We start from the raw sequence: 21,654 nt of genomic DNA on the forward strand, positions 1-21,654 counted from the left end.
GCTGTGGCAGGTGTCGGGCCGCTCGGACACGAGCTACGCCGAGCGGGTGGCGCTGGATCTGGACTATGCCAGCCGCTGGAGCCTGCGCCGGGACATCGCGATCATGCTGCGCACCATCCCGGCGGTGCTGGCCCAGCGCGGTAGCAGGTAGGCTGCTACGTAGCCGACGTTCGAGCTACAGCGGCGCTAGCTCAATCGTGCATATGCGGCGCAGCCTCACACAGGCGCCAGAACTCGACGAAGCCGACAGCGTAGGCGGCAAGGACAACAGCAACCCAATGCATGGCCAACCCCTAGCACAGCTGGCCTTTGATCATGCCTGCAACCCCTTTACGCTTCCTGACGCATTCCAGGACAACTGAGCATCGCAACGCCATCGCGGCCGCCCCTTATCGCAGGTGTATGCCAGGGCAGCATGACTTCAGCTCAGACGCCCCGCACGCCTGCGTTGCGCAGCATCTCGTAGAACCTCCCCGGGTCGAACATAGCCCGGGCCTGCTGGAGGCTGATGAGCCGCGTGGCACAGCTAGGATCGTTGGGTCTCTGCCTACTGTTATAGGACGAGTGGCATTGAGGAGGGATGACTGTGAGGTTCAGGAAAGGCTTAGCGGGTATCGGCCTTGTCGCCGGGTTAGTCGGCTCCGCTCCGGCTTGGGCTTGGACCTCACCGGGCTGCACCAATCTCCCTGAATACGAGCGGGCCCTCGGCGCCCTCCAGGGTATGACGAGCGCCTGCGATATGAGCATCGAAAAGGCCACTAGGATTGTGGCCGCTGAAGGATACAGACCTGGCGGCTTATTCGGTGCGCTCTTAAGCGGTCCAACCCGGCCGGCAGCCGAAGCAGTTCCGATATCGGGCTACTCTCAGAACCGCGCACCTCGGCTCCACCACCGCCACACTCACCATGACGCTGCCCATCGCCGCGAAGTCGTCGTTCGCTGAACCGCACCCGTGTATGTAGCACCGCTACATGCACGCCTTGTTCGAGGCCAGGTCGGTCGAGCGCGATGCGTGTTGGGTGCATCCGATACCTCCGCCGCGCCGTCGGTGCATCGGTTTGTTAATTCGCTGTCCGCATATTCGTGACGATGATCGATCGTCATGACTCCAAAAATGCGTAACCGCTCGCCGCGATCGTTCACCGTCGAGACCAAGTCCGGTGGACGCCAACGTCCGATCATCCCGCATCGCGACACAGCCCCCGTTGCCCCGCGACCTCTGGTGTTCTGGCCCTCCGCAGCCGAGCCGCAGACACCGGCCCAGGAGCCTCGCCGGATCCTTCCTAACCTAATCGAGCCGGTGTTTGTGCCGGTTGAGCCAGAGACCGCGGACGTAGCGGAGAATGGCTTGCCAAAGCCGCGACGCGGGCGGCCACCCAAGGCTAAGCCGGTTGCTGTCCTGACGATCGAGCTGCCAATCACCGAGCCTACCGTCGAGATTGCAGCCGCTACACCTGCACCGAAACTTGCATCAGTACGGCAGCCGCACGTGGTGCGTACCGTGAAGCAGCCGAGCACCCTGCCACTTGGTGAGCGGTGGAAGCGGCGGCTCGGGCGATGGGCTCGGTAGCCCGAGCTATCTCGACAGCACGCCTGAGACAGGTCTGCTACCGCGGCGGATACGGCTCGCCGAACAGGTTGCTGAGCGACTTCCGCCGGAACAACGTGCGCCACCGCCGCCGCTGATGCTCTGGCCGATCGTGGATCATGTGGCACCGCTGGCAGAAGGCCGCGAGTTTGCAGTGCGGCCCCGTGCGCGGTGATCGAGGAAGCTAGCGAGGGTTAGCATGACCGCGAAGCCGCTGAGGTTGACTGCGATCTGCAGCGGCCAAGAGGTGTCGAAAGTCCGATAAAGGATACGACCGATCAACGCCGCCAAGCAGCCGGCCGCGAAGATCTCCAACGAGTGCCGGCCGCAAGCATCAATTAGTCGAAGCGGCCGCCACTGGCAGACGCGCGCTACCGCGGGCGTGCTGAACACCAAGTAGGTCAGCGCCAAGATGTGGAGCAGGCGTAGCGGCACGACGTGACTCTTGTCCGGGGCTTCAATCGCCAGCAGCCTAAGATCCGGCAGACCCCAATCTACCCACGATCCGCCCTGGACTAGCCCGAAGCCGAGATAGAGACCGGCCGCCGCCGCAGCCCAGTTGCTCCTGGGCAGAAGGCCGTCCCCGGCCCGGATCGCGAGCGCCAAGGCTGCCCCGATTACGAACAGGAACTGCCATGCGAATGGGTTGAAATACCACCCGTCATCGACCGCCGTAGCATTGGGCAAGTTCAAGGTGTGGTCGACGTTGGCCGCGAGCCAAAGTGTGCCTGAGAGCGCCAGCACGCCCCAGACCCCGTTTTGCATTCCGAAGTAGATGAGCGGAAATAAGGCTAGCAGCAGAATGTAAAGCGGTAGGATGTCGAGGTAGTTGGGAAGCGCGTTCAGCGCGAGGCCACGCAGCAGGCCCGGCACGAGGCCCATCTCCAGCAGCGGTGCCACCCCAAAGCGCGGAACGAGCCCGGTGAGATCCATCCAGATCCGGACGATGATCAGGGTGGCGAGCAGCAGCCCGGCATGGAACAGGTAAATCCGCCCGCACCGCTTGGCGATGCGGATGAGGGTCGTCCAGAAGCCGGACCGGCGGAACAGGCCGCCATAGGCGATCATCGACGAGTAGCCAGCCAGCAGCACGAAGATCTCGGCGGCGTCAGAGAAACCGAAATTATGCAGCGTGAGCAGGGCCGGGGCGTTGCGTGGAATATGGTCAACGAAGATCGTCAGCAGCGCGAAGCCGCGCACCACGTCGACCCGTGCGTCTCGGACGGGCTTTTTCCGTTCGGGCTCAGACAGTCGATCGGGCGCGCCCATAACCTGCCCTGGTTCGGCTAAAAGCGTCACAGGCAACTGCGCGTTCGGGTCGAGGGTATCGGGACTCTTCACTCAGCGCATCACCGAAATGCTCGTCAGCCATAGCCGGCAGAGGCGTGGCCAGAGAGCGACGGGGGCGTCCGATTGACCGATCCCGAAGCCATGACCGCCCACGGCGAAGCGGTGATACTCGACTGGCACGCGTGCCTCGCGGCAGGCCTCGTCGAGGACGCGGCTGTGCTCGGGACTGATCACCTGGTCGTCGTCGGCCTGCACCAGGAAGATCGAAGGGCACCCCACTTTGATGTAGGTTTGAAGCGACCACATCTCGCTCATTTCCAGCGTCGGTGTCTCGCCGACGAGAGAGCGACGGGTAGTGGTTCTGTCATAGGGCGGTCCCAAACTGACCACTGGGTACAGCAGCGCCGCGAAATCGGGGCGGGCGGATAGGTCGTCTATCGCGTCTACCTGCGGATAAAAGCGGTAATCCGAGCGTGCGGCGAGCATGCCGCAAAGATGTCCGCCTGCCGAGAAGCCCATCACCCCGATGCGGTTCGGGTCGATCCGGTACCGCTCGGCATTAGCTCGGATATGACGCATGGCGCGCTGCCCATCCTGCAGCAGCACGAGAGGACCGTCCTGCCAGCCCTCGCGCGGCAGGCGATAGGTTAGCACGAAGGCTGTGATGCCTTGGGCGGCGAGCCAAAACGCGGCGGGTAACGCCTCCTTGACGATCCCGATGCGGGTGTAGCCGCCCCCGCCGGCCACGAGGACCGCGACACCGGTCGGGTTCTCAGGAGAGAACAGAACACCTCCAGCACGGGCGTCGCGATATTGCTGACAGCACCGCTGTCGTCACGAGCAATCGGTCCCTGCGGACCGCCCCCGCCGGGTGGCTCACCCGGCCAGAGCTGGATGCGCTCCGGCGCCCCGATCGCGTAAGCACTGGACGCGGGTGCGAGTGCAGAAGCGGCAAGCGTCAGAAGCACGGATCGACGGTCGGGCATAATGCTCCTGCACGAGAAACCGCTGCTCCGCGGACCGCGGCTATCGTATACTCTGGTGAAGCAAGATTGGTGCGACTGCTCAAGTCATAGCCTTTGGATTGCTAATCTGAGCAATGCCTATTCGGCGTTCGCCACGGCAAGCCGCATACCAGTTCATAGTAATTCGGCCGCTACCGCTCCTGAGGCCACATTGACATTCTCCGGCCCGTGGAAGGCTCGAATTGCGCTCCTAATCAGCAGCCCATCGTGCTCGGCCATCGCCAAGACGAGCGTGCGCTGGTGCGCCATCAGGCGTTCGAGGAGGGCGTGAACTGGTACTATGTTTTAGCAACCGCGGCAGATAGTATTCATTGTCCTGCCCATTTTGTCATCAAACGATTTCTGCTGCGCAACTCGCTCGCGTTCTGCTTTGTCCGCCTGAGCTCTAGTTTTTGGATCCATCCCCGTGATGCTGCCCGGATCGCCGCTTGGCTGCACGGCGCCCGGTGTGGGCTGCCGATGGGCAGGGGCCGCAATCGCCGAGGTGGCTACGAGTAACACTGCGATAACAGATCGAATTATCAAGGCCGCCTCCAGCATAACAAAGGATGATAGCACATCAGGTTTGGCGACGTTCACGACAGGTCGTTCATTCCACTGCGCGGCAGTCGAATGGCGGTAGATCCGGTCCCGGGGTCCGCGCGTAGGCGCGGAACGGACCGAGAACGCCAGCATCAAACGGCTGCCTGTCACAGCTATCCGAGAACAGAACCACACCCGTTGACGGATTATTTACCATACCATGCCAGGATGAACGCGGCGCTAGGCCGGGGGGGCGAACGCTGGAAGAGCCGCACCGGAGCCGGCCCCCCTAGCCTCGGTGCGGCCTCGCCGGCGCAGTCGCGGCATCTCGGCCGGCCTCACAGTGCCGCCGCGATCGGCGCGCCTCCTTGGGGGCAATGGTGGAGGCGGCCCGCCGTGTTCATACCGCCGGGAGTACCTGCGTTGTTGAACACCCTTCTGGCGCTGCTTGCCGTCCTCTCCGTGATGGCTGCTCACGCAGCCTACAAGCTGGTACGCCTGCCCTTCCGCCTCGTGTGTGGCTTGTTCCGGCACAAGGCCACGCTGGCTCAGGTGACGGCGCGCTAACCAAATCCCAGCACTCTACGCGGACGCCGGTGAGATAAACGACCTCCCCCGCCAGCCCGTGATCAGATCGGGAGGCGGGGCTAATGCCATTGGCTGGAGGGGCATAACCACCATGCCGACACCGTCCGATCAGCACCTTCGGGGCCTGCTCGCCCAGACGGAACGGGATCTCGCCGAGGCTGAGCAGCGCCGCGAGCAGCACGCCCGTGTCGTCACCGGCCTTGACCACGGCACCGAGGCCCGAGCCGCTGCGGAAAAGGTTTTGCGCGATATCGACGGGACCATCGCGTTCATCAGTGCGAACCGCAGTCTGATCCAGAACATCCTGGACTGATCGGACATCAGTCGGTCGGCCACCTACGCCGACGCAACGATCAGCCGGTTGCGGGCCTCGGCCAGCCGCTCATCGTCCGTGCGCATCGGCATGTCGGCCACAACCTGCTCGACGATTTGGCGCATGTTCGCCTCGTCCAAACCGAGCCCCCGCGCGAACCCGTCGAGGCGCCGCATCATGTGCTGGATCGCGGTGCGCTCGTGTGTGGCTTCGGAATCGTCACTCATCAGCTTGCCCGCTTGGCACTCCAGCTACCCCGGCACTCCACCAGGCCGGCTGATGTGCGCCAAGTACCGCTGCCGCTGCCCTTCGCGCTCAAGCTGCCGGCGATCGGCACCTTGTTCGAGCCCTGGGTGATCGTAGCCTGCACGGCGCCACCAGCCGACACGCCTCCGTCGATGTCCACCTCTTCGCCGGGGATCGAGGCGTCGCTGTCCTTGATCTGCACGTGATAGCTCGTGCTGGCCGAGCAGGGCCCTTCTACCGTGGTAGCCACGATGGTCCAGGAGCCGTCGAACTGATCCGGCACACGCACCTTCTTCGTTGCAGCATAAACCGGGCTCAGAGCGCCAGCAGTCAGGCCGGCGGCGAGGATCAAGAGAGAGGTACGTGCCACAGATAGCTCCGACGGTCGCGCCGCCGGTGTTGACCACGCCTCGGCAGAACGGAGGGGTCGAATAAATAGTTTCAGGCTCAGCAAGGTTTGCTCTACGGGCAGAAGCTTCGATAGCGCTGGCCAGCGGCAACGCTCTATTAACCATAACGGTCGAGGAGCTGTCAGCGATCGGCTGGGGGCTGAGCGTCGGAAGTGCGGCACCGGAACCGTGGTGCGGCGTCAACGGCGCAGTCGCAACAAGCCTGTACCTGGAACACCAGGGCGGGCCTTTTCATCTGATCAGGCGGCAGGGCTGATCCAGAGTTATGTCAGCGCCTGTGGATGCGGCGAGGGCGTACCGGAGTACGTTCTGGGCATCAGCGAACAACCGGTATGCGACTTCCGGTGTGACATGGTCCGACGGACGGTGGGCGAGCCGTAGGCGCCAAGGATCATCACCTGACCGTAGCAGGCCGGGCAGCGCTTCGTCGCCATGACATGACGTGTTGCGGCCTCGTCTAGGCTCACGGCGCACCAGACGTCTCCAATCTTCACTTCGCAGGTCGGCGGCTTGAGCTTCTGCATGCCTGCGAGGTGCCATACCGGTAAGGTCGACGCCAGCGTGCCAGGAGCGCTAGCGGATGAGCACGAACGGCGGCGCGAGAACTGCGTAGATCGACGCCGTCCGCCGTTCCTAAGATGCGCCTCATGCCTCGCTTCTTCATCGACCTGCATGATGGGACAGAGGTTGCCCATGACAAAGACGGATACGAATTGCCTGACCTGGATGCAGCGCGTGCGCAGGCGTTGAGGATCATGATCCGGATCGCGCAAGGCCTGAGCGATAGCCCCGGTCGACAGGACTACGTCGCAGCCGTTCGCGATGCCGAAGGCGCCGTGCGTTGGCGCTTCAGGATGTCTCTCGATACCGACCCCGTCGAGTGGACGCGAAGCTAATTCCACTCATCCCTGAGCCGGGAAGCTCATGCTGACTGCGGTCATCAACGCCTTCTGCCGGAAGGTCACTCTGCCGCACAGCACCGATTTCCCTCTGGACCGGTTGACCCAAACATAGGTTTTGAGGTGCGTATCTTGTCCCTGTCTCTCGTCGTCATGCTCGTGGCAGCCGTTGGGGCCGTCGCGATCACCGTCGCTGCCCTACCGGCATTCGATCGGTTCTGGAGATTGTGATTAGCCACCTCTGAAACTTTCCCCCAAGCCCCCTAGTTGATTGTGCGCAATCTGTTGGAGGGTGCCGCGGTGGAATTGGTGGTGATGATCGCCGGCATCGTCGGAGCGGGGGCCACGATGGTCTTCATGCTGCCGGGCCTTGACTCGTTTTTCTCCTGGTAGGCGATCGCGTCTTGGTGGCGCTAACCTAGGCCACGCGAAGGTCCGCAATCTCCCCGGCAGCAGGTCCGGCCCGGGCGTCCGCAGGCTCGCTTGGTGGAACCGCTTGCGGTAGCCAATCACTACCTCGGCCACGCTATCGATCACAGCGGCGACCGTTTTATCTACCTCCAACCTTGAACCGCGTTTTTAGGTATGCGTCCGCGGAAATGGGGGCGCGGTTCGTGTCGCTGTCGTGGATCGAGGCGTTAATCGCCATCAACGAAAACGTCATTGCCTGCGAGCGACGCTTCCATCGCCAGTGCATCCTGGTTGCCGAACGGGCGGCGCAGGGGCTGGTGACGGCGGAGGATGAGATGCTGCTCGCGTCCTACATGGCGAGCCTCACCCTGATCCGCGCACACCGGGACAGCCTCCTGGCGGATGCGCCAACCGACGAATGAGCGCCTCCAACACTCACACTGCCGGTACCTTGGCCAACTTGGTCTGCAAGCATCAGCAGGAAGGCGTCTGCTTGGATGCGACGGGCGCTGTACGAGGCTTGCCGGTCAATGGCGCCAGCTCTGCTTAGGACCGGCCTGAGAGAGGTCTTCAACCGTAGACAGACCGTCCGTGGCTCGCCGGTGGAATGATTAGGTGGTGCGCAGATCCTGCCCTACGATTGGCTATGAACGAATTTCAGCAGGATCTTGCGGGGACGACAGGACGGACGCTGGCAGAACGGAACGTCGAGGCGATCCGCCAGCAGGGAGGGATTTTCGTCGATGCGGTGCGCCTCACCCGCATGCCGATGATGGTCACCGACGCTACCCTACCCGGCAACCCGATCGTCTTCGCCAACCAAGCCTTCGTTGAGCTATCAGGCTACTCGCTGGACGAACTGGCTGGGCAGGATCCGCATTTCATGAATGGAGCAGACACCAGCCCCGTGGCCATTCAGCAGTACGAAGCAGCCATCGACGCAGGCCGCGACGCGACCCTGGAAATCCTGCAGTACGCCAAGGACGGCAGGCCGTTTCACGCGATGCTGTTCGCCAGCCCACTTGATGACGGACAGGGCACCGTCACAAACCACTTCCTGTCCTATCTCGACATCACACGGCGGTTCGATGCCGAGAAGGATCTGCAGGCGCTGGCCGCTGAGCTGGAACAGCGCGTGGCGGACCGAACTCGCGAGCTGGAAGCTACGAACGAGCAGCTGAAGAAAGTGGTGGCCGAGCGCGAGATGCTGTTGGTCGAGGTCAACCATCGAGCCAAGAACAGCCTGTCGATCGCGGCGGCGCTTCTGGGCCTGCAGGCGCGGCGTCAAGCTGATCCGACGGTGAAGGTGCTTTTCGCCGAGGTCCGGGAGCGGCTTAGCGCGATGGCGCGGGCGCACGATCTACTAAGCAGGTCGCAGAACGTGCAGCAGGTCGATGCTGGCAGCTACGTGGCCGACCTCTGCACCGCGCTGGAGGCGATCATCCCGAGCGACGATCGCATTCACCTAGAAGCCAAGGTTGATGGGGCGATTTTCATCAGCGCTGATCAGGCCATTCCGCTTGGCCTGGCCATGACCGAGCTGGTCACCAACGCCGTGAAGTATGCGTTCCCCTCCCCTCGATCTGGCTCGATCCTCGTCCAGGTGAGCCGTCCTCAGCCCGGCCGGATCGCGCTTGTGATCCAGGATGATGGGATCGGCATGGCCGACGTGCGCGAGGGCTCACTCGGCTATGGGCTAGTGCGCTCGCTGGTCGAACAGCTCAGGGGCGACATCGACATCCGTAGCGAGGGTGGTGTGATCGTAACGATCTCGTTTCCGGATCTGCCGCCCGCTGAGACGGCCGCCTGATGCGGACGGCCGGGATCAGCTGGCTGATTACATCCTGGCCTGGCACCTCCCATCAGCCGCTCCCCTGCGCGGCCCTGATATCGGAAGCCTGGGGGATCTGTTGCTCAGTCTCGCGCGCCTCAGCGGAGGCGTCCAACGACATAGACCGTCGCAAGGTCCAGACGACGCGGCCGGCATCGTCCTTCAGAACGGCAGACCCCGAGCGGTTACCTAAGAGGCGGACGAAGCGAGCCTCAGCCTTGATGATCGCCTCCGCGTCGGTGTGAGCGGAGAGCTGCTCGGTGTCGAGCGCGATGCCGCTCACGCACCCGCGGTGGACCACGCATTGTAGGTAGAACATAGCCATCCCCCCCGAATGAAGCGCGAGGCTTGCCACAACGGTCGCCGACAGAAAGCCTGACGGCCATACCAACACGACGCACCGAGGCTAGGAGGGCTTCAGACCTGCACTCCAACTGGCTGATAGCGTCAGCGTCGCCTTGTAGAGCACCGTCCCAGCCTCATCGCGGACGCTCGCGCAGAAGGTCCGGCCATCCCCATCGGGCATCTTGTCCCGCGCCATGTCCGGCAGCGCGGCTTGAGCCACATCCCGGGCCGCCTCGGCGTCTGGCAGGTCTTGGCCCTCTTCATCCTCAACGAAAGTGTCGTCGTCGTTGGTGTCGATGAAGTAGCGCGGCATGGGCTGTCTCGTGAGCTTCACATTACCGGCCAACCTCGTCAGCGCCTGTTCGTTCAAATCCCGATTTAAAACCCGTCCCACCAGGCTCTTTTCTACAGCGTGGCCAAGCGCTTGGAGGGAGAGGAGTGGCTCAGAGCCCTCGTCCTTCAGGAAGGCCGCTGTGATGGCGTCCCTGCCCTACTAGGTGTGGAACAAAACTCATTGTCAGAACGACCGTCACACTAGCGTATGTAATACCGCCGCGCTCATCTATGTTCTAAAATGCCAACATCGCCGGCTGTTCTGAAACAGGTGCCGGTGGCCGGGAGAGCCGCGCGCTTCCACCTGCAATGCAAGGTGGAGCGACATGCCGTCAGCCGCAAATCAACACGCCGCAACCATGCTCATCCGTAAGCTGGAGAGCATTGCCACCCTCACGCAGGCAGAGCGGCAAGCCATCGAGCGCCTGCCATTGAGGATCAACCACCTCAACGCCCGGAACGATATCATGCGCGAGGGCGACAAGCCCACGCACTGCTGCCTGATCCTGGAAGGCTGGGCCTGCCGCTACAAGCTGCTCAGTCAGGGCAAGCGGCAAATCTTCTCCTTCCACATCCCCGGCGACATTCCTGACCTGCAAAGCCTCCTCCTGCCCACCACGGATCACAGCCTCGCCACAGTGACGAAGGCGACTGTTGCATTCATCCTGCACGAGAGCCTGCGGGCATTGGCGGCTGACTTTCCGAGCATCGGTGCGCTGCTGTGGCGCGACACGCTGATCGACGCGGCGATCTTTCGTGAGTGGATGATCGGCATAGGCCGGCGGTCGGCGTTCGAGCGGATCGGACACCTATTCTGCGAGATGTATCTGAAGCTGCAGGCTGTGGGACTGGCCGCTGATTTCCGCTGCCCGATGCCGATCACCCAGACCGATCTCGCCGACGCGTTGGGTCTCACGAGCGTGCACGTCAACCGTGTGCTGAAGGAGATGCGCGGGCGCACCCTGATTACGCTCCGGAGCGGCACCCTGGTAATCGAGCGATGGAATGAGCTCCTGCAGGCCGCCGAGTTTAACCCCACGTACCTTCGTTTGGAGAAGCAGGCAGCGTGAGTTTGACCTGCACCCTCGTTCAACCGGGCAGCCATGTCATCTTGGCCGGCCCGATCCTACCCGTCCATGAGCCCCATCTGCTTCGCCTCGTTGAGAAGCTCAGCGCCGGTCATCACCTCACCGTTCACCCGCCACAGAGTTGGATCCTCGTCAAAGCGCTCGACCATGTAGCCGGCCGCGATGAGTGCCTCGACGGCTTCGCGGTTTGGGGCATCGTCCTTGATCATAACGAGAGGCTACCCTGATCACACCAGTTGCGCGATGCCGCAGCTCGTATGGATTAGAACCACGAGCATTAATGACCGGGCGGCCATATCATCACGGCTCGTCCGGCCTCGCCCGCAATCCCGAGCGCTCCGCGGCTGGCGAGCATTCACGCTTGATCAACCGCCTGGAGTCATCCTGCACAAACGCCGGTGAGATAGACGACCTCCCCGCCAGCCCGTGATCAGATCGCACGTCGGGGTCAAACTCGAAACTGCTCACATCACTGTCATTGCTGGAACTGTTGTCGGTTGTGCGCTCATTCCCACAGGGCCGCACACCCCCTCGGTCGAGTTCTCAGAGCAAGGCTTGATGAACAATGCTCGACCGGCACATCGTCGGACTGGCCGTATGGCTCTCGAAGCCGACCGGCTTTTTGGCCACCTGCTTCACCGTCGCAGTCGGCATCGGTTCGGGCGTCCTTCTCAGCTTCAACGATCACTGGGCGCTCGTCTTCAACCTGTTTCTCTCAATCGCCGCCATGCTTCTGGCAGGCGTCATCCTGGTGGCCGGGGCACGGGATACCGCGGCGATCCAGATTAAGCTCGATGAGCTCATTCGTGCCGTAGCCGATACGGACGAACGCCTGATCGGGATCGAGGATCTCAGTGCCGAGGAGTTGGCACTTCTCAGGAAGGACAAGCTGCCGCTGACGGTGCCTTCAGGGAGGACCGGGCAGCCGTGATCGCATCGTCGGACTGCATAGCTTAAGGGTGGCGCACGGATCGATTGAGGCTGACAATGTCCAAGGACGAGAAGATCACGTTCCCCAGCTCCATTCGGGACCACCAGGACGCAGTGAAGGCTGAGGCTGAGAAGGTCAGCACCAAGATCGACGAGGCTTTCGGGAAGCTGGCCAAGAAGATGCGTGCGCGCGCGGAAAAGGCGAAGTCAAAAATGGGTGAAGCGCGGAAGCCCGAGAAGCGGGCTGTCCTACAGCGGCGCTTTGAGCTGTACGCGGACGCGGCGACCCACCTCGAAGAACGCCTTCCGCAACGTGATAGCGACTGATCCAGACCCCACGCTCGCGATTGAGGCTAAGCCCTGACAGCGGCTCGCATATGGCCGGGCGGCCATATCATCGCGGCTCGCCCAGCCTCGCACATCCTTAACCTCGCGAGCCGCAGTCCGCGCCAATCTATTCGACGGTCCGCCACTTCACAGGTGGCAGGTTGGGCCCCGGCGTTCGGGGGCTCCTCTGGTGAAACCGTTGCCGATCGCCGGTCACCGCCTCAGCAACATCGTCGATCGCCTCGATCATCTTCGAGGTCGCGTTGTAGAGTGGTCCCTGCGGCTTGGCCCTCGTAAGGACCAGGACGCACTGCTGCCGCCAACGCCGGACTTCCTCCAGGAAGACGGCCTCCTTGGCCCGCACGAAGACCCCTCGCCTCGCCATTCTGCCGCTCCGCGTCGTCCTACGGGGAGATAGAACGGGCGTAGAACATTGGGGAGTGCCAGTCCGTGCAATCGCGGCTCGGACCGACCGCTATTGCCAACCGAGACCTGTCAGGCCCTACCTGATCCGGGCTTGACCACCGCGGCATCCTCAATCCGTGCGAGATGCGCTTCGTGCTGTTTCTGGATGTCCTCGAAGGCAAGGAGGAGCGCCTCAGCCTCTTCGGCGTGGAGGCAGTCCGCCTTCATCCGAGCTATGAGCGCTCGCTGCTTGGCGACATGATCTGCGCCTTGGCGAACATGCCGCTGGACCATCTCAAGTTCGGTCTCTTCTTCGCCAGCCGGAGCCATAGCAGACGCCTTAAAGCACGCTGCGGATCTTACCCATGTTAGCACATCTGACGTAGCTACCCCGCTAACCCATGATCGGATCGGCCGGCGCGGCTGCCAGCAGGACGACCACCGACAACGATCCGTTAACCATAACAGGCGAGGTGGCTCTCAGCGATCAGCCGGGGGCTGGCGAGATGTCGCTCACGTTGGCGGCCTGAGCGGCATCCCGATCTGGGACCCGATCGAGGACTGCTGTTGAGGCCCAACTAAGGGTGCTTCGGCATCCTGCGTCTCGGCTGCACCGCGTACATGGCGCATCGCCGTGAGGAACGGCACCGAGCCCCGCCAGCCCGTGATCAGATCGGGTGGCGGGGCAGTAGCGGATCTCAGGCAATCGCTGACGGATGTGGGTAGAGCGTACCGGAGTAAGTCTTAGGCTTGAGCGTGCAGCCGCCGTGAACCCGCCGATGCGTGAGGGTCTTGCGGAAGTCGGGGCCGTTGTAGGCGCCGTTGGTTTGACACGTGCCCATAGCAGGACTGACACCGCTTTAAGAGCAGTTCATAGTGGCGTACCGCGTTAAACAGCTGACACTGTGCCACGCGCCCTGGATCTTCACTCCGCAGCTTTGAGTGAGCGGTACGTGAGTTGAGGACGGGTTCATGCCGGGCTCTCCTCGTTCTCGGCGTCCCAGCCTTCCATCTTCTTGACCGTGTCGCTGAACGGCACCGTGAGTACAAGTTGAGCGTCCTCATCCTCGATCTCGAACGAGCACACGAACCAGTCGCGGATGATGAGTGTCCGGGTCCTAGCGATATGATCGCGCGCCGCGCTCAAGGCGCGCTCAAGCGCGGCGTTCAGGTCAGGAAATTCCTCGCCTTCTGGATCCACCGCCAGCCCAGCGGGTCCAGGACGGTGTCGAACGTTGAAGTAGTAGCGCGGCATCTTCACACGCCCTCGATCAGCATAGCCGCCACGTCGAGACCCAGGTTGCGGGCGCCCCCCTCCAGGCACCGCATCATGCGCTGCGTGACAGTCCGCTCGTATTGGGATGGCTCCTCGCTCATCACCCTGACCGCTTGGCACGCCAGCTGCCAGTGCACCCGATCAGTCCGCCGGACGTGTGCCACGTGCCACTGCCGCCACCCTTCGCGTCGAGGCTGCCGGAGATCGGCACCTTGTTCGTGCCGCTGGTGATCGTGGCCTGCACGGCGCCTCCGGTCGACACACCGCCGTCGATGTCGACCTCCTCACCGGGGATTGAGGCGTCGCTGTCTTTGATCTGCACGTGGTAGCTCGTGTTGGCCGAGCAGGGCCCCTGAGCCGTAGTAGCGACGATGGTCCAGGCCCCATCGTACTGGTTCGGCACTCGGACCTTCCTCGTGACAGCATTGGCCGGACAGAGGACGACCACCGCAAGGCCAGCGGCGACGATCAAGGTGGGAATACGAGCCACAGTCTGCTCCGGCGGTCGCGCCGTCGAGGCTGACCACGCGCCGGAGAACAATGGGTTCGCCCAAACTGTTTCCAAGGCCGAGGACATTCACCTCTCAAGCACCTATGTCGCATCCTACTATCGCGCCGGTGAGATGGACGACCGTCATCGCCAGCCCGTGATCAGATCGGGTGGCGGGGCTAATGCTGTTGGCCGGAGGGGCGTTATCACCATACCGACACCGTCCAATGAGCACCTTCGGGGCCTGCTCGCCCAGACGGAACGGGATCTCGCCGAGGCCGAGCAACGCCGCGAGCATCAAGCCCGCGTCGTCGCCGGCCTTCACGAGGGCACGGAGACCCGAGCCGCCGCAGAGAGGGTTCTGCGCGAGATCGACGGGACCATCGCGTTCATTTGTGCGAACCGCCAACTGATCCAGGACATCTTAGACTGAGATCGAAGACGCTGATCTCGGGCAGCCAGCGGCTTCACTGGTCTGGTGTCTTGCCGGGGCGCATCAATCTAAGAAGCCGCCGTGTCTCGGCCAGCTTGTCTCGTGTGACTGCCCATTCTGCATGGATCTCGCTGACCAGGTCCGTGGAGCGGGCGATCGTGGCGGCGGCTACCTGCCTCTGCGCCGTTTCTTTGGGTGGCACGGGCCTGTACCTGCCATCCAGAACCTCCGTGAACGGCACCTCGATCAGGAGCGCCCCGCTGTCGTCGGTGATCTCGAAGGCGTGGCGGGCTGGGTTAGCCTTCTTCCTCACGATGTCGGCGCTCATCTCCGGCACGGTGTGGCAAGCCTCCAGATAGGCTGCCTCCATACTGGGAAACTCTAGGCCGATATCGTCACGGTTCAGGCCCTCAGGGCTGCGCAGATGGAAGTAGAACCAAGGCATTCGGCCATTCGCGCTTTGAAGATCCCCCCTGGACGGCCAACTCACGAGAATGGCGTCGGGTCACTCAGGCCGCTACGCCGACGCAACGATTAGCCGGTTGCGGGCCTCGGCCAGCCGCTCTTCGTCCGTGTGCACCGGCATGTGGCCGACGACCTTCTCGACGATCTGGCGCATGATCGCCTCGTCCAGGCCGAGCCCCCGCGCGAACCCGTCGAGGCGCCGCATCATGTGCTGGACTGCAGCACGCTCGTGTGTCGCTTCGGGATTGTCGCTCATCCTTGAACCGGGAAGCCTATGATACGGCGAGTTCACCATCGTGCGGCGCGGACTGGATACCGCTGGAGGCCGCTCCAGTAGAGGCGTGCGCTCTGCGGTCAGACTTACCGTGCGTTCTGCCATCGAGACGTGACGTCTCGGAAAGCCACGTCGCCATTCGCTTCTGATGCGCCTTCCGAGCCGAAGGATCGAACCGACTGACGCACGACGACACCATCGCGCGTGATCGACCAGTCGAACCGGCCGGGCTCCTTCGCAGAAGGCGTCACGCGCAGGGTGTGCGGGTTCGGGTTGAAGGTGATCATGTCCACCATGTGGGGGCACACCAACCTATCTACGAGCATCGAACGGCAGGGCAGCTACGCATCACCCTGTGCCGCGGGTCGCGTCGCGCCTTTAGTCCCTACCTTGAGGAGCAGCTTTAGACCTACTCAGCCCGTGATCACGTCAAACGTGAGACCAAGATCCGGCTTTGAGAGCGAAGGGGGCAATGCGGCATTGGCGGGCGCGAGCAGTTGCCACACGGCGACGACCGGAACAACGAGCAATAGATATCCTTCCCCTCAGGCTTGAGAACCTGGAGGACGGATGTCCAAGACCCTGAATATCGCGATTGCCGCCACGATGCTCACGCTTTCAACGAGCCTCGCTGTTGCTGCGCCGTGCAATGTCGGCACGACGACGAATGCAGCTACCGGGAAGGATGCTAGCTCGAACGTCGATGGTGGCTCGACCGCCAAGGTGAGCCCCGGCGCCAAGGCTGAGTCACCTGGCACAGTGGGGGCGATGAACAATACCGGCGCGGCCATGAAGGATGATGGCTCGAAGAAAGCCCCCGAGGGCCTGCCCGTGAAGCCGGGCTCCGACAACTGCTGAGTCTACACCATCGGTCGAGCAGCCATATCGTTTCGGCTTGCTCGGCTGTTTGGCCCCTGCCGTGAGGAACGGCATCAAGCCCCGCCAGCCCGTGATCAGATCGGGCGGCCCGGCCGAGGTCGGCTCTCAGACGAGTGCCTGCGGATGGGGCGAGGCCGTCCCCTTGAAGCGTGCTGGCAAAAGAGGGCAGCCATCGTGGCCCTTGCGATGAGTGAACTTCTGGCGGCTGCCCTCCGCATATGATCCCGAGAGCATCACTGCTCCGTGGCAGGCCGGGCAACGCTTTGGCGCCATCGCATAGACGCCCTTCGCCTCGGCCATACTGATTGAACGCCAGACGTCTTCGATCTTCGCTTCACAGGTTTGTGGGTCAGGGCTCGGCATTCCATCGATCTGCCATGCCAAGGCGAGTGTCGCTAGCGCCTCGGGGTCCCACCGCTGTCTTGGTCTCCTGTAGGGTGGCTGCGCGGCGCGAGCAGAAGCGGACGAAACAGCCCCTCTCCGCGGCAACGGCTTCACGTCCAACCCTGACGTGCAAGAGACCCGCTATTTCGACAGGGCTGGGAACTATAAGCGTTCGCTGACATCAACCTGCGGTAGTACGCAGGGATTGCCGATGTTGAATGAACTCCCTCAAGGCCACACCACCTTCCGTGGTCGTGGTCTCGCGTTCGTCCACGGCTCCCACATCATCATGAAGGTCTGTCCAACCTGTTCTCAGTGGAATGCCCCGAAGGCAGCCGATAAGGGCGTGTGTGGCTGGTGTGCCTACGTTCCCTCGCATGAGGACGTGGAGCCCGCTGGGCAGCACGAAACCGTCGTCCGTTAGCTGTCGTCGCAAGCGTCCACCCGGCCGCCAAAGGCATCGTGAACTTGCACAAGCGAGTTTATCGCCTCAGCCCGATGCGCTGCGAGCACCTCGTTGCAGACCATGCGAGCCTCAGAGGACGTTGCGTAGGTCTCTGGTGGGCGCTCAAGGTGCATCTTACCGTCAGGCGAGAAAACAAGCATGCGGACGGTGTAGGACTGGGCGTGCATCGCATGACCTCACGTGTCGGCCAGGACTATAACGCGATCTGATCGGTCGGGGTGTCGTGAGTTGGCGGGCGTCCACCACGAGCCCCACTCGTCGCCATAGTGTAGATCAGGCTCCACCGTGTGCCGTCCCCCTTTTGGCTTCGATGAGCGCGAGATGCTCCTCGTGCTGCCGCTGTGAGTCCTCGAAGGTGTCGAGTAGCGCCTCAGCCACTTCGGTCGGCAGGTGGGATGCCCTCATCCGAGCAATGAGCGATCGCTGCTTAGCGACATGACTTGCGCCCTCGCGGACATGCCGCCGGACCATCTCAAGTTCAGTTTCTTCCGCTCCCATTGGGGCGGTATAAAATAGGTTTAAAAACCGCGTCACGCCTCGCGATGATAGCGCTCGGAATAGAGCTGCTTGAACGCGGCGAACTGGCCCTGCATCTCCAGGTTCCTGACCGGGTGACCGCGGACGAGAGCGAGTATGATGTCGGCAGCGTCGCCGTCGACTGATACCCCCACAGCGTGGATTAGCCTATTTAGGAGCGCCCCAAGGGTGATGACGCCTCTGTGCAGGGTCTTGAGATAGGCTAGCATTTCTAGGTGCTTGGCCCGACCTCTGTCAGCCGTGACATACGGTTCGGACCTGTGCCTTCTCAACTACTCACGCCTTTTGATGCAACAGATACGATCGATAAACACTTTATACTGCTCATAAACATAAATCTTAAAGATAATATACGTATAAACCGATAGTAATTTTCGTATTTTTACATCTGACGCTGGTTATTCGGGACGGTTCCGGGAACGGAAAGCCGACCGTCGCGCTTGATATAGGCGACACGCTTGGGCATTTCTTTGCTACGGGTCAGGCCGCGCAGAGAGGAACATGCATGGCATCCGAGTTCGGGCCTGCCGCCGAGCGCACAGACGAACAACGCTTCCGGCTTCTGATCCAGTCGGTAACCGACTACGCCATCTACATGCTTGATCCCACAGGCGTGATAGCGAGTTGGAACCCAGGGGCGGAGCGCTTCAAGGGCTACACCGAGGCCGAGATCATCGGGCAGCACTTCTCCCGCTTCTACACCGAGGAGGACCGGCAGACCCACTTGCCGCAACGGGCGCTCGCAACCGCGGCCAATGAGGGGCGCTTTGAGCAGGAAGGCTGGCGCGTCCGGAAAGACGGCACCCGAATGTGGGCGCACGTCATCATCGACCCCATCCGCGAGACGTCGGGTACGCTCGTCGGCTTCGCCAAAATCACACGGGACATCAGCGCGCAGAAGGCTGCTCGTGAGGCGCTACGCCAGAGCGAGGAGCGCTTTCGGCTTCTCGTGCAGGGGGTGACGGATTACGCCATCTTCATGCTCAGCACAGACGGCATGGTGACCAACTGGAATGCGGGTGCGGCTCGGATCAAAGGCTACACTGAGGCTGAGATCGTAGGACAGCACTTCTCCCGCTTCTACGCTGTGGAGGACCGGGTAGCAGGCGTGCCTGTCAGGGCATTGGAAACGGTAGTTCGAGAGGGCAGGTTCGAGACTGAGGGCTGGCGGGTGCGCAAGGACGGCACCCGCTTTTGGGCGAGCGTGGTGATCGACGCAATCCGCGACGACACCGGCCAGCTTGTCGGCTTCGCCAAGGTCACCCGCGACATCACCGAGCGACGGAATGCGCAGGAGACCCTGGAGAAGGGGCGCTCCTCCCTGTTCCAAGCGCAGAAGATGGAGGCGCTTGGAGGCCTGAGTTCCGGCATCGCGCACGACTTCAACAACATCTTGACCGTCGTTCTCGGCAACCTCGACCTTCTTCGCCGTGCGCCGGAGCAACGCCGCGAGCGCCTAATCAACAACGCGGTCCAGGCTGTGGAGCAGGGCCGCAAGCTGACCCAGCAGTTGCTCGCCTTCGGGCGTCGGCACCTGCACCAGCCCGAGGTTGGGGAGCTGAACCGGCTGATCCTCGGCATGGACGACATGCTGAGGCAGTCGCTGCGAGGGGACATCGACATGGTGTTCGACCTCGCGGACGTGCTTTGGCCTGTAGAGGTCGATCCGGCTCAGCTACAGATCGCGCTGATCAACCTCGCAGTGAATGCGCGTGACGCCATGCCCAGTGGCGGGCAGTTCCAGATCAGGACGGAAAACGTCACCGCGCCCGGCAGCGAAGTCGAACAGAGCGTCGCAATCGCGGTGAGTGACACCGGGTCCGGTATGCCACCCGAGGTGGTCGCCCACGCCTTCGAGCCCTTTTTCAGCACGAAGGAGGTGGGCGAAGGCACCGGGCTGGGACTGCCGCAGGTCTATGGCTTCGCACAGCAGTCGAACGGCTCCGTGCGGATCACGAGCGAAGTCGGCCATGGTACGAGCTTTATGATCTCGGTGCCGCGCACACACGCTTAGGCGGTGGAGGCTCCACGCGTCGCTCCCAACTTCAGCGAGGCCGTGCGCCCACTTCGCGTTCTGCTGGCGGAAGACAATGCACAAGTGGCCGAAGTCGCGGCCTCGGTGCTGACTGAGCGGGGCCACACGGTCGTGAGCAGCGCCAACGCTTCCGAAGCTCTGCACGTCCTAGACTCCGGGCAGCCCTTCGACGTGATCCTGTCCGATCTGGTGATGCCAGGGGAGATGAACGGGTTCGACCTGGCGCAGCATGTGCGGAGCCGCTGGCCCGCTCTGCCGGTGCTTCTGGCGACAGGCTACAGCGATCAGGCGGCGAAGGCGATCAAGGAGGGCTTCCCGCTGATCTCAAAGCCCTACGAACCCGCAGCGCTACTCCTCGCAGTCGAGAAAACGGCCTTCGCAGTTGCGATCTCCACGCGGGGAGGCAATGTTGTGCCCCTGACTCGCTCCGCGACATAGGGTGCGCTCGGATGTGACCAACGGATCGGGAACACGGGCTACGCTCTTCACGGGATTACAGGGATAGCGTCTGTCCATGGCTCTCACATCTTCATGAAGGTCTGCCCAACCTGTTCGCAGTGGAACGCCCCGAAGGCCGCTGAGAAGAGCGTGTGCGGGTGGTGCGCCTACGTCCCATCCTACGAGGGCCTCGAAGCCTGCTGCGCTGACTGCCTCCACCGTGCACCAATCCTGAAGGCAGGGCCGAGCCGCTGCGTTTAGTTCATGCGCCTGCGCCGGTCCCCAACCTCCTGTTGAGCCAGCTTGCGCCCGAGGGCCATCAACACTGCGTCCGCGCAAGCCTTCAGTTCCGGGTCCTGCAACTCCACGATCGCCTGTTGCATAGCGATGGCATGATCAGCCGCCCGGTCCAACGGGGCTTCGCCTGCATGAGCGTCAGCCTCGTCGAGGGCGTCTTCACCCATGCGCATCCCCGTAATGTCCACGAGGATGCCGCTGCCACTCAGGGGTCTGCCAGCATGATCGGTGCTGAAGCGCCCGCGTGCCAGCACCCAGCGCGTGCGGCCATCGGCTGAAATCACCCGATACTCGGTGAGAAAGGCGCTCCCTTCCCGTGCGCTGCGACGGATCAGGGTGAGGGCGCGCTCCCGGTCGTCCGCGTGGATGCCGTCGATGTATGCGGCGAGCGGTGCACCCTCTTCGGCATCTTCCGGGTCGAGACCGAACAGCAGCGCCACGAAGGTATCTGAACGCACACCGTCCGTGATGGCGTCCCACTCCCATCGACCGATGACATCGAGAGCGTCGAGGGCGACCTGAAAAGCTTCAGGACAGGTTTGTCTCAGCGGCGACTTGGTCCTCGGCATAGTGGTGCCTGTGCCCCTTTGAGAGACTAATCCGTATTAGGTTTCGCACCACAACCTAAAGATATAGGCGGCAAGTTGACGCAATCGTGACGTGTTGTACGCGACCTTATCGTGCGCGGAGGTATGTAAGTGCATACAAGATTTTGGTTCGTGCTCTCACCGAGGTGACCTCTTTGGGATCGAAGACGCCGCCCCCGCACAAGCTCTCTCAAGCTGCCGCGCTGGGGGAGGTTGTCTCTCGTCGCTTTGCATCATCGAAGGAGGCACAGGCGAGCCGAACCCTACGGCGCATCGCCGAGGCTCTTCAGGTGCCGCCGTCCACGCTGTACAATCCGCCCAATGCGGTTGGCCCAGCATCCGCATCTCAATCCGGGAACAGCCCCGTCGCTCTCGATATCAGCGTTGATGGCGAGCACCTTATGCTACTGCGCGCCTACCAACGCGTCCGCGATCCTGAGAAGCGGCGCTGCCTCTTAGCTCTCATACAAGAAGCGGCCGAGCAGAGTTGAGCCGCATCGGCTACCCATCAGCCGGTGATTGGATCGGCGTGTGGACACTCG

Annotated in this window: 30 protein-coding genes and 1 pseudogene; 15 read left to right on the forward strand and 16 right to left on the reverse strand. The window is 62.6% G+C overall.

Annotated features, from left to right (window positions below):
• Positions 1-151, forward strand: a 151-nt coding sequence (locus MKK84_RS30800; protein WP_243926170.1) for a sugar transferase, incomplete at its 5' end; no start/stop codon positions are given.
• A gap of 1,554 nt (positions 152-1,705) precedes the next feature.
• Here the strand turns inward: MKK84_RS30800 and MKK84_RS30805 are convergent.
• Together MKK84_RS30805 and MKK84_RS30810 are read right to left on the reverse strand one after the other, a co-directional pair.
• Positions 1,706-2,929 (reverse strand): OpgC family protein, encoded by a 1,224-nt coding sequence (locus MKK84_RS30805; protein ID WP_243926112.1) that lies wholly within the window; start codon positions 2,927-2,929, stop codon positions 1,706-1,708.
• Positions 2,930-3,864, reverse strand: a pseudogene (locus tag MKK84_RS30810) (alpha/beta hydrolase).
• A 246-nt stretch (positions 3,865-4,110) separates the two neighbouring features.
• On the opposite strand from MKK84_RS30810, the gene MKK84_RS30815 reads away from it, so the two are divergent.
• From MKK84_RS30815 to MKK84_RS30825, 3 genes are all read left to right on the forward strand, one after another.
• Positions 4,111-4,401 (forward strand): hypothetical protein, encoded by a 291-nt coding sequence (locus MKK84_RS30815; protein ID WP_243926115.1) that lies wholly within the window; start codon positions 4,111-4,113, stop codon positions 4,399-4,401.
• 447 nt (positions 4,402-4,848) lie between these two features.
• Positions 4,849-4,992, forward strand: a complete 144-nt coding sequence (locus MKK84_RS30820; protein WP_243926117.1) for a hypothetical protein — start codon at positions 4,849-4,851, stop codon at positions 4,990-4,992.
• Between the two features lie 112 nt (positions 4,993-5,104).
• Positions 5,105-5,326, forward strand: a complete 222-nt coding sequence (locus MKK84_RS30825; protein ID WP_243926119.1) for a hypothetical protein — start codon at positions 5,105-5,107, stop codon at positions 5,324-5,326.
• 23 nt (positions 5,327-5,349) lie between these two features.
• Here MKK84_RS30825 and MKK84_RS30830 read toward each other — a convergent pair whose 3' ends face one another.
• Together MKK84_RS30830 and MKK84_RS30835 are read right to left on the reverse strand one after the other, a co-directional pair.
• The gene (locus MKK84_RS30830) at positions 5,350-5,553 is read right to left on the reverse strand and encodes a hypothetical protein (RefSeq protein WP_243926121.1); all 204 of its coding nucleotides are present in this window, start codon (positions 5,551-5,553) and stop codon (positions 5,350-5,352) included.
• Positions 5,553-5,942: a heme utilization protein gene (locus tag MKK84_RS30835; RefSeq protein WP_243926123.1), complete on the reverse strand. Its 390-nt coding sequence runs from the start codon at positions 5,940-5,942 to the stop codon at positions 5,553-5,555. The genes MKK84_RS30830 and MKK84_RS30835 overlap by 1 nt, the downstream gene beginning before the upstream one ends.
• A 687-nt stretch (positions 5,943-6,629) precedes the next feature.
• On the opposite strand from MKK84_RS30835, the gene MKK84_RS30840 reads away from it, so the two are divergent.
• The 3 genes from MKK84_RS30840 (at position 6,630) to MKK84_RS30850 (ending at position 9,102) form a co-directional block, all read left to right on the forward strand.
• Positions 6,630-6,878, forward strand: coding sequence for a DUF6894 family protein (locus MKK84_RS30840; RefSeq protein ID WP_243926125.1), 249 nt, complete (start codon positions 6,630-6,632; stop codon positions 6,876-6,878).
• Positions 6,879-7,495: 617 nt separating this feature from the next.
• Complete coding sequence (locus tag MKK84_RS30845) at positions 7,496-7,714, forward strand: hypothetical protein (RefSeq protein ID WP_243926127.1); 219 nt, start codon at positions 7,496-7,498, stop codon at positions 7,712-7,714.
• Positions 7,715-7,938: 224 nt separating this feature from the next.
• The gene (locus MKK84_RS30850; RefSeq protein WP_243926129.1) at positions 7,939-9,102 is read left to right on the forward strand and encodes a sensor histidine kinase; all 1,164 of its coding nucleotides are present in this window, start codon (positions 7,939-7,941) and stop codon (positions 9,100-9,102) included.
• Between the two features lie 52 nt (positions 9,103-9,154).
• Here the strand turns inward: MKK84_RS30850 and MKK84_RS30855 are convergent, their stop codons facing one another.
• Both MKK84_RS30855 and MKK84_RS30860 read right to left on the reverse strand, forming a co-directional pair.
• Positions 9,155-9,406, reverse strand: coding sequence for a hypothetical protein (locus MKK84_RS30855; RefSeq protein WP_243926131.1), 252 nt, complete (start codon positions 9,404-9,406; stop codon positions 9,155-9,157).
• Between the two features lie 123 nt (positions 9,407-9,529).
• Complete coding sequence (locus tag MKK84_RS30860) at positions 9,530-9,781, reverse strand: DUF6894 family protein (protein WP_243926133.1); 252 nt, start codon at positions 9,779-9,781, stop codon at positions 9,530-9,532.
• Positions 9,782-10,127: 346 nt separating this feature from the next.
• Between MKK84_RS30860 and MKK84_RS30865 the strand changes: the two genes are divergently transcribed.
• On the forward strand, positions 10,128-10,871 hold the full coding sequence (locus MKK84_RS30865; RefSeq protein WP_243926135.1) for a Crp/Fnr family transcriptional regulator: 744 nt from the start codon (positions 10,128-10,130) through the stop codon (positions 10,869-10,871).
• 56 nt (positions 10,872-10,927) lie between these two features.
• On the opposite strand, the gene MKK84_RS30870 is transcribed toward MKK84_RS30865, so the two are convergent.
• Positions 10,928-11,098 carry a hypothetical protein gene (locus MKK84_RS30870; RefSeq protein WP_243926137.1) on the reverse strand — a complete coding sequence of 57 codons (171 nt, stop codon included), beginning with the start codon at positions 11,096-11,098 and terminating at the stop codon, positions 10,928-10,930.
• A 356-nt stretch (positions 11,099-11,454) separates the two neighbouring features.
• Between MKK84_RS30870 and MKK84_RS30875 the strand changes: the two genes are divergently transcribed.
• Positions 11,455-11,820, forward strand: coding sequence for a low affinity iron permease family protein (locus MKK84_RS30875; RefSeq protein ID WP_243926139.1), 366 nt, complete (start codon positions 11,455-11,457; stop codon positions 11,818-11,820).
• Positions 11,821-11,876: 56 nt separating this feature from the next.
• Positions 11,877-12,146, forward strand: a complete 270-nt coding sequence (locus tag MKK84_RS30880; RefSeq protein WP_243926141.1) for a hypothetical protein — start codon at positions 11,877-11,879, stop codon at positions 12,144-12,146.
• A 127-nt stretch (positions 12,147-12,273) separates the two neighbouring features.
• Here the strand turns inward: MKK84_RS30880 and MKK84_RS30885 are convergent, their stop codons facing one another.
• Positions 12,274-12,531, reverse strand: a complete 258-nt coding sequence (locus tag MKK84_RS30885; protein WP_243926143.1) for a hypothetical protein — start codon at positions 12,529-12,531, stop codon at positions 12,274-12,276.
• A 173-nt stretch (positions 12,532-12,704) separates the two neighbouring features.
• Between MKK84_RS30885 and MKK84_RS30890 the strand changes: the two genes are divergently transcribed.
• On the forward strand, positions 12,705-12,923 hold the full coding sequence (locus tag MKK84_RS30890) for a hypothetical protein (RefSeq protein WP_243926146.1): 219 nt from the start codon (positions 12,705-12,707) through the stop codon (positions 12,921-12,923).
• Positions 12,924-13,521: 598 nt separating this feature from the next.
• Here the strand turns inward: MKK84_RS30890 and MKK84_RS30895 are convergent.
• Both MKK84_RS30895 and MKK84_RS30900 read right to left on the reverse strand, forming a co-directional pair.
• Positions 13,522-13,806 (reverse strand): DUF6894 family protein, encoded by a 285-nt coding sequence (locus MKK84_RS30895; RefSeq protein WP_243926172.1) that lies wholly within the window; start codon positions 13,804-13,806, stop codon positions 13,522-13,524.
• A 121-nt stretch (positions 13,807-13,927) separates the two neighbouring features.
• Positions 13,928-14,230: a heme utilization protein gene (locus MKK84_RS30900; RefSeq protein WP_243926147.1), complete on the reverse strand. Its 303-nt coding sequence runs from the start codon at positions 14,228-14,230 to the stop codon at positions 13,928-13,930.
• 13 nt (positions 14,231-14,243) lie between these two features.
• Here MKK84_RS30900 and MKK84_RS30905 point away from each other — a divergent pair, with 13 nt between their 5' ends.
• The gene (locus tag MKK84_RS30905) at positions 14,244-14,750 is read left to right on the forward strand and encodes a hypothetical protein (protein WP_243926149.1); all 507 of its coding nucleotides are present in this window, start codon (positions 14,244-14,246) and stop codon (positions 14,748-14,750) included.
• A gap of 34 nt (positions 14,751-14,784) precedes the next feature.
• Here the strand turns inward: MKK84_RS30905 and MKK84_RS30910 are convergent, their stop codons facing one another.
• The 3 genes from MKK84_RS30910 to MKK84_RS30920 form a co-directional block, all read right to left on the reverse strand.
• Entirely contained in the window at positions 14,785-15,195 is a 411-nt protein-coding gene (locus tag MKK84_RS30910) for a DUF6894 family protein (RefSeq protein WP_243926151.1), read from the reverse strand.
• 72 nt (positions 15,196-15,267) lie between these two features.
• Positions 15,268-15,471 (reverse strand): hypothetical protein, encoded by a 204-nt coding sequence (locus MKK84_RS30915; RefSeq protein WP_243926153.1) that lies wholly within the window; start codon positions 15,469-15,471, stop codon positions 15,268-15,270.
• A gap of 104 nt (positions 15,472-15,575) precedes the next feature.
• Positions 15,576-15,785, reverse strand: coding sequence for a hypothetical protein (locus MKK84_RS30920; RefSeq protein WP_243926154.1), 210 nt, complete (start codon positions 15,783-15,785; stop codon positions 15,576-15,578).
• A gap of 274 nt (positions 15,786-16,059) precedes the next feature.
• Here MKK84_RS30920 and MKK84_RS30925 point away from each other — a divergent pair, with 274 nt between their 5' ends.
• Complete coding sequence (locus MKK84_RS30925; protein ID WP_243926156.1) at positions 16,060-16,347, forward strand: hypothetical protein; 288 nt, start codon at positions 16,060-16,062, stop codon at positions 16,345-16,347.
• Positions 16,348-16,473: 126 nt separating this feature from the next.
• Here the strand turns inward: MKK84_RS30925 and MKK84_RS30930 are convergent, their stop codons facing one another.
• A complete protein-coding gene (locus MKK84_RS30930) occupies positions 16,474-16,752 on the reverse strand; it encodes a hypothetical protein (protein ID WP_243926158.1) in 279 nt (92 codons plus the stop codon).
• Positions 16,753-17,748: 996 nt separating this feature from the next.
• Entirely contained in the window at positions 17,749-17,964 is a 216-nt protein-coding gene (locus tag MKK84_RS30940) for a hypothetical protein (RefSeq protein WP_243926162.1), read from the reverse strand.
• Between the two features lie 296 nt (positions 17,965-18,260).
• Here MKK84_RS30940 and MKK84_RS30945 point away from each other — a divergent pair, with 296 nt between their 5' ends.
• Both MKK84_RS30945 and MKK84_RS30950 read left to right on the forward strand, forming a co-directional pair.
• Positions 18,261-19,769, forward strand: coding sequence for a PAS domain-containing sensor histidine kinase (locus tag MKK84_RS30945; protein WP_243926164.1), 1,509 nt, complete (start codon positions 18,261-18,263; stop codon positions 19,767-19,769).
• Positions 19,770-19,811: 42 nt separating this feature from the next.
• The gene (locus MKK84_RS30950) at positions 19,812-20,228 is read left to right on the forward strand and encodes a response regulator (protein ID WP_243926166.1); all 417 of its coding nucleotides are present in this window, start codon (positions 19,812-19,814) and stop codon (positions 20,226-20,228) included.
• A 257-nt stretch (positions 20,229-20,485) separates the two neighbouring features.
• Here the strand turns inward: MKK84_RS30950 and MKK84_RS30955 are convergent, their stop codons facing one another.
• The gene (locus MKK84_RS30955; protein ID WP_243926168.1) at positions 20,486-21,094 is read right to left on the reverse strand and encodes a PAS domain-containing protein; all 609 of its coding nucleotides are present in this window, start codon (positions 21,092-21,094) and stop codon (positions 20,486-20,488) included.
• Positions 21,095-21,654: the final 560 nt, after the last annotated feature.

The sequence above is a fragment of the Methylobacterium sp. E-065 genome (assembly GCF_022829605.1).
Lineage (GTDB): Bacteria > Pseudomonadota > Alphaproteobacteria > Rhizobiales > Beijerinckiaceae > Methylobacterium.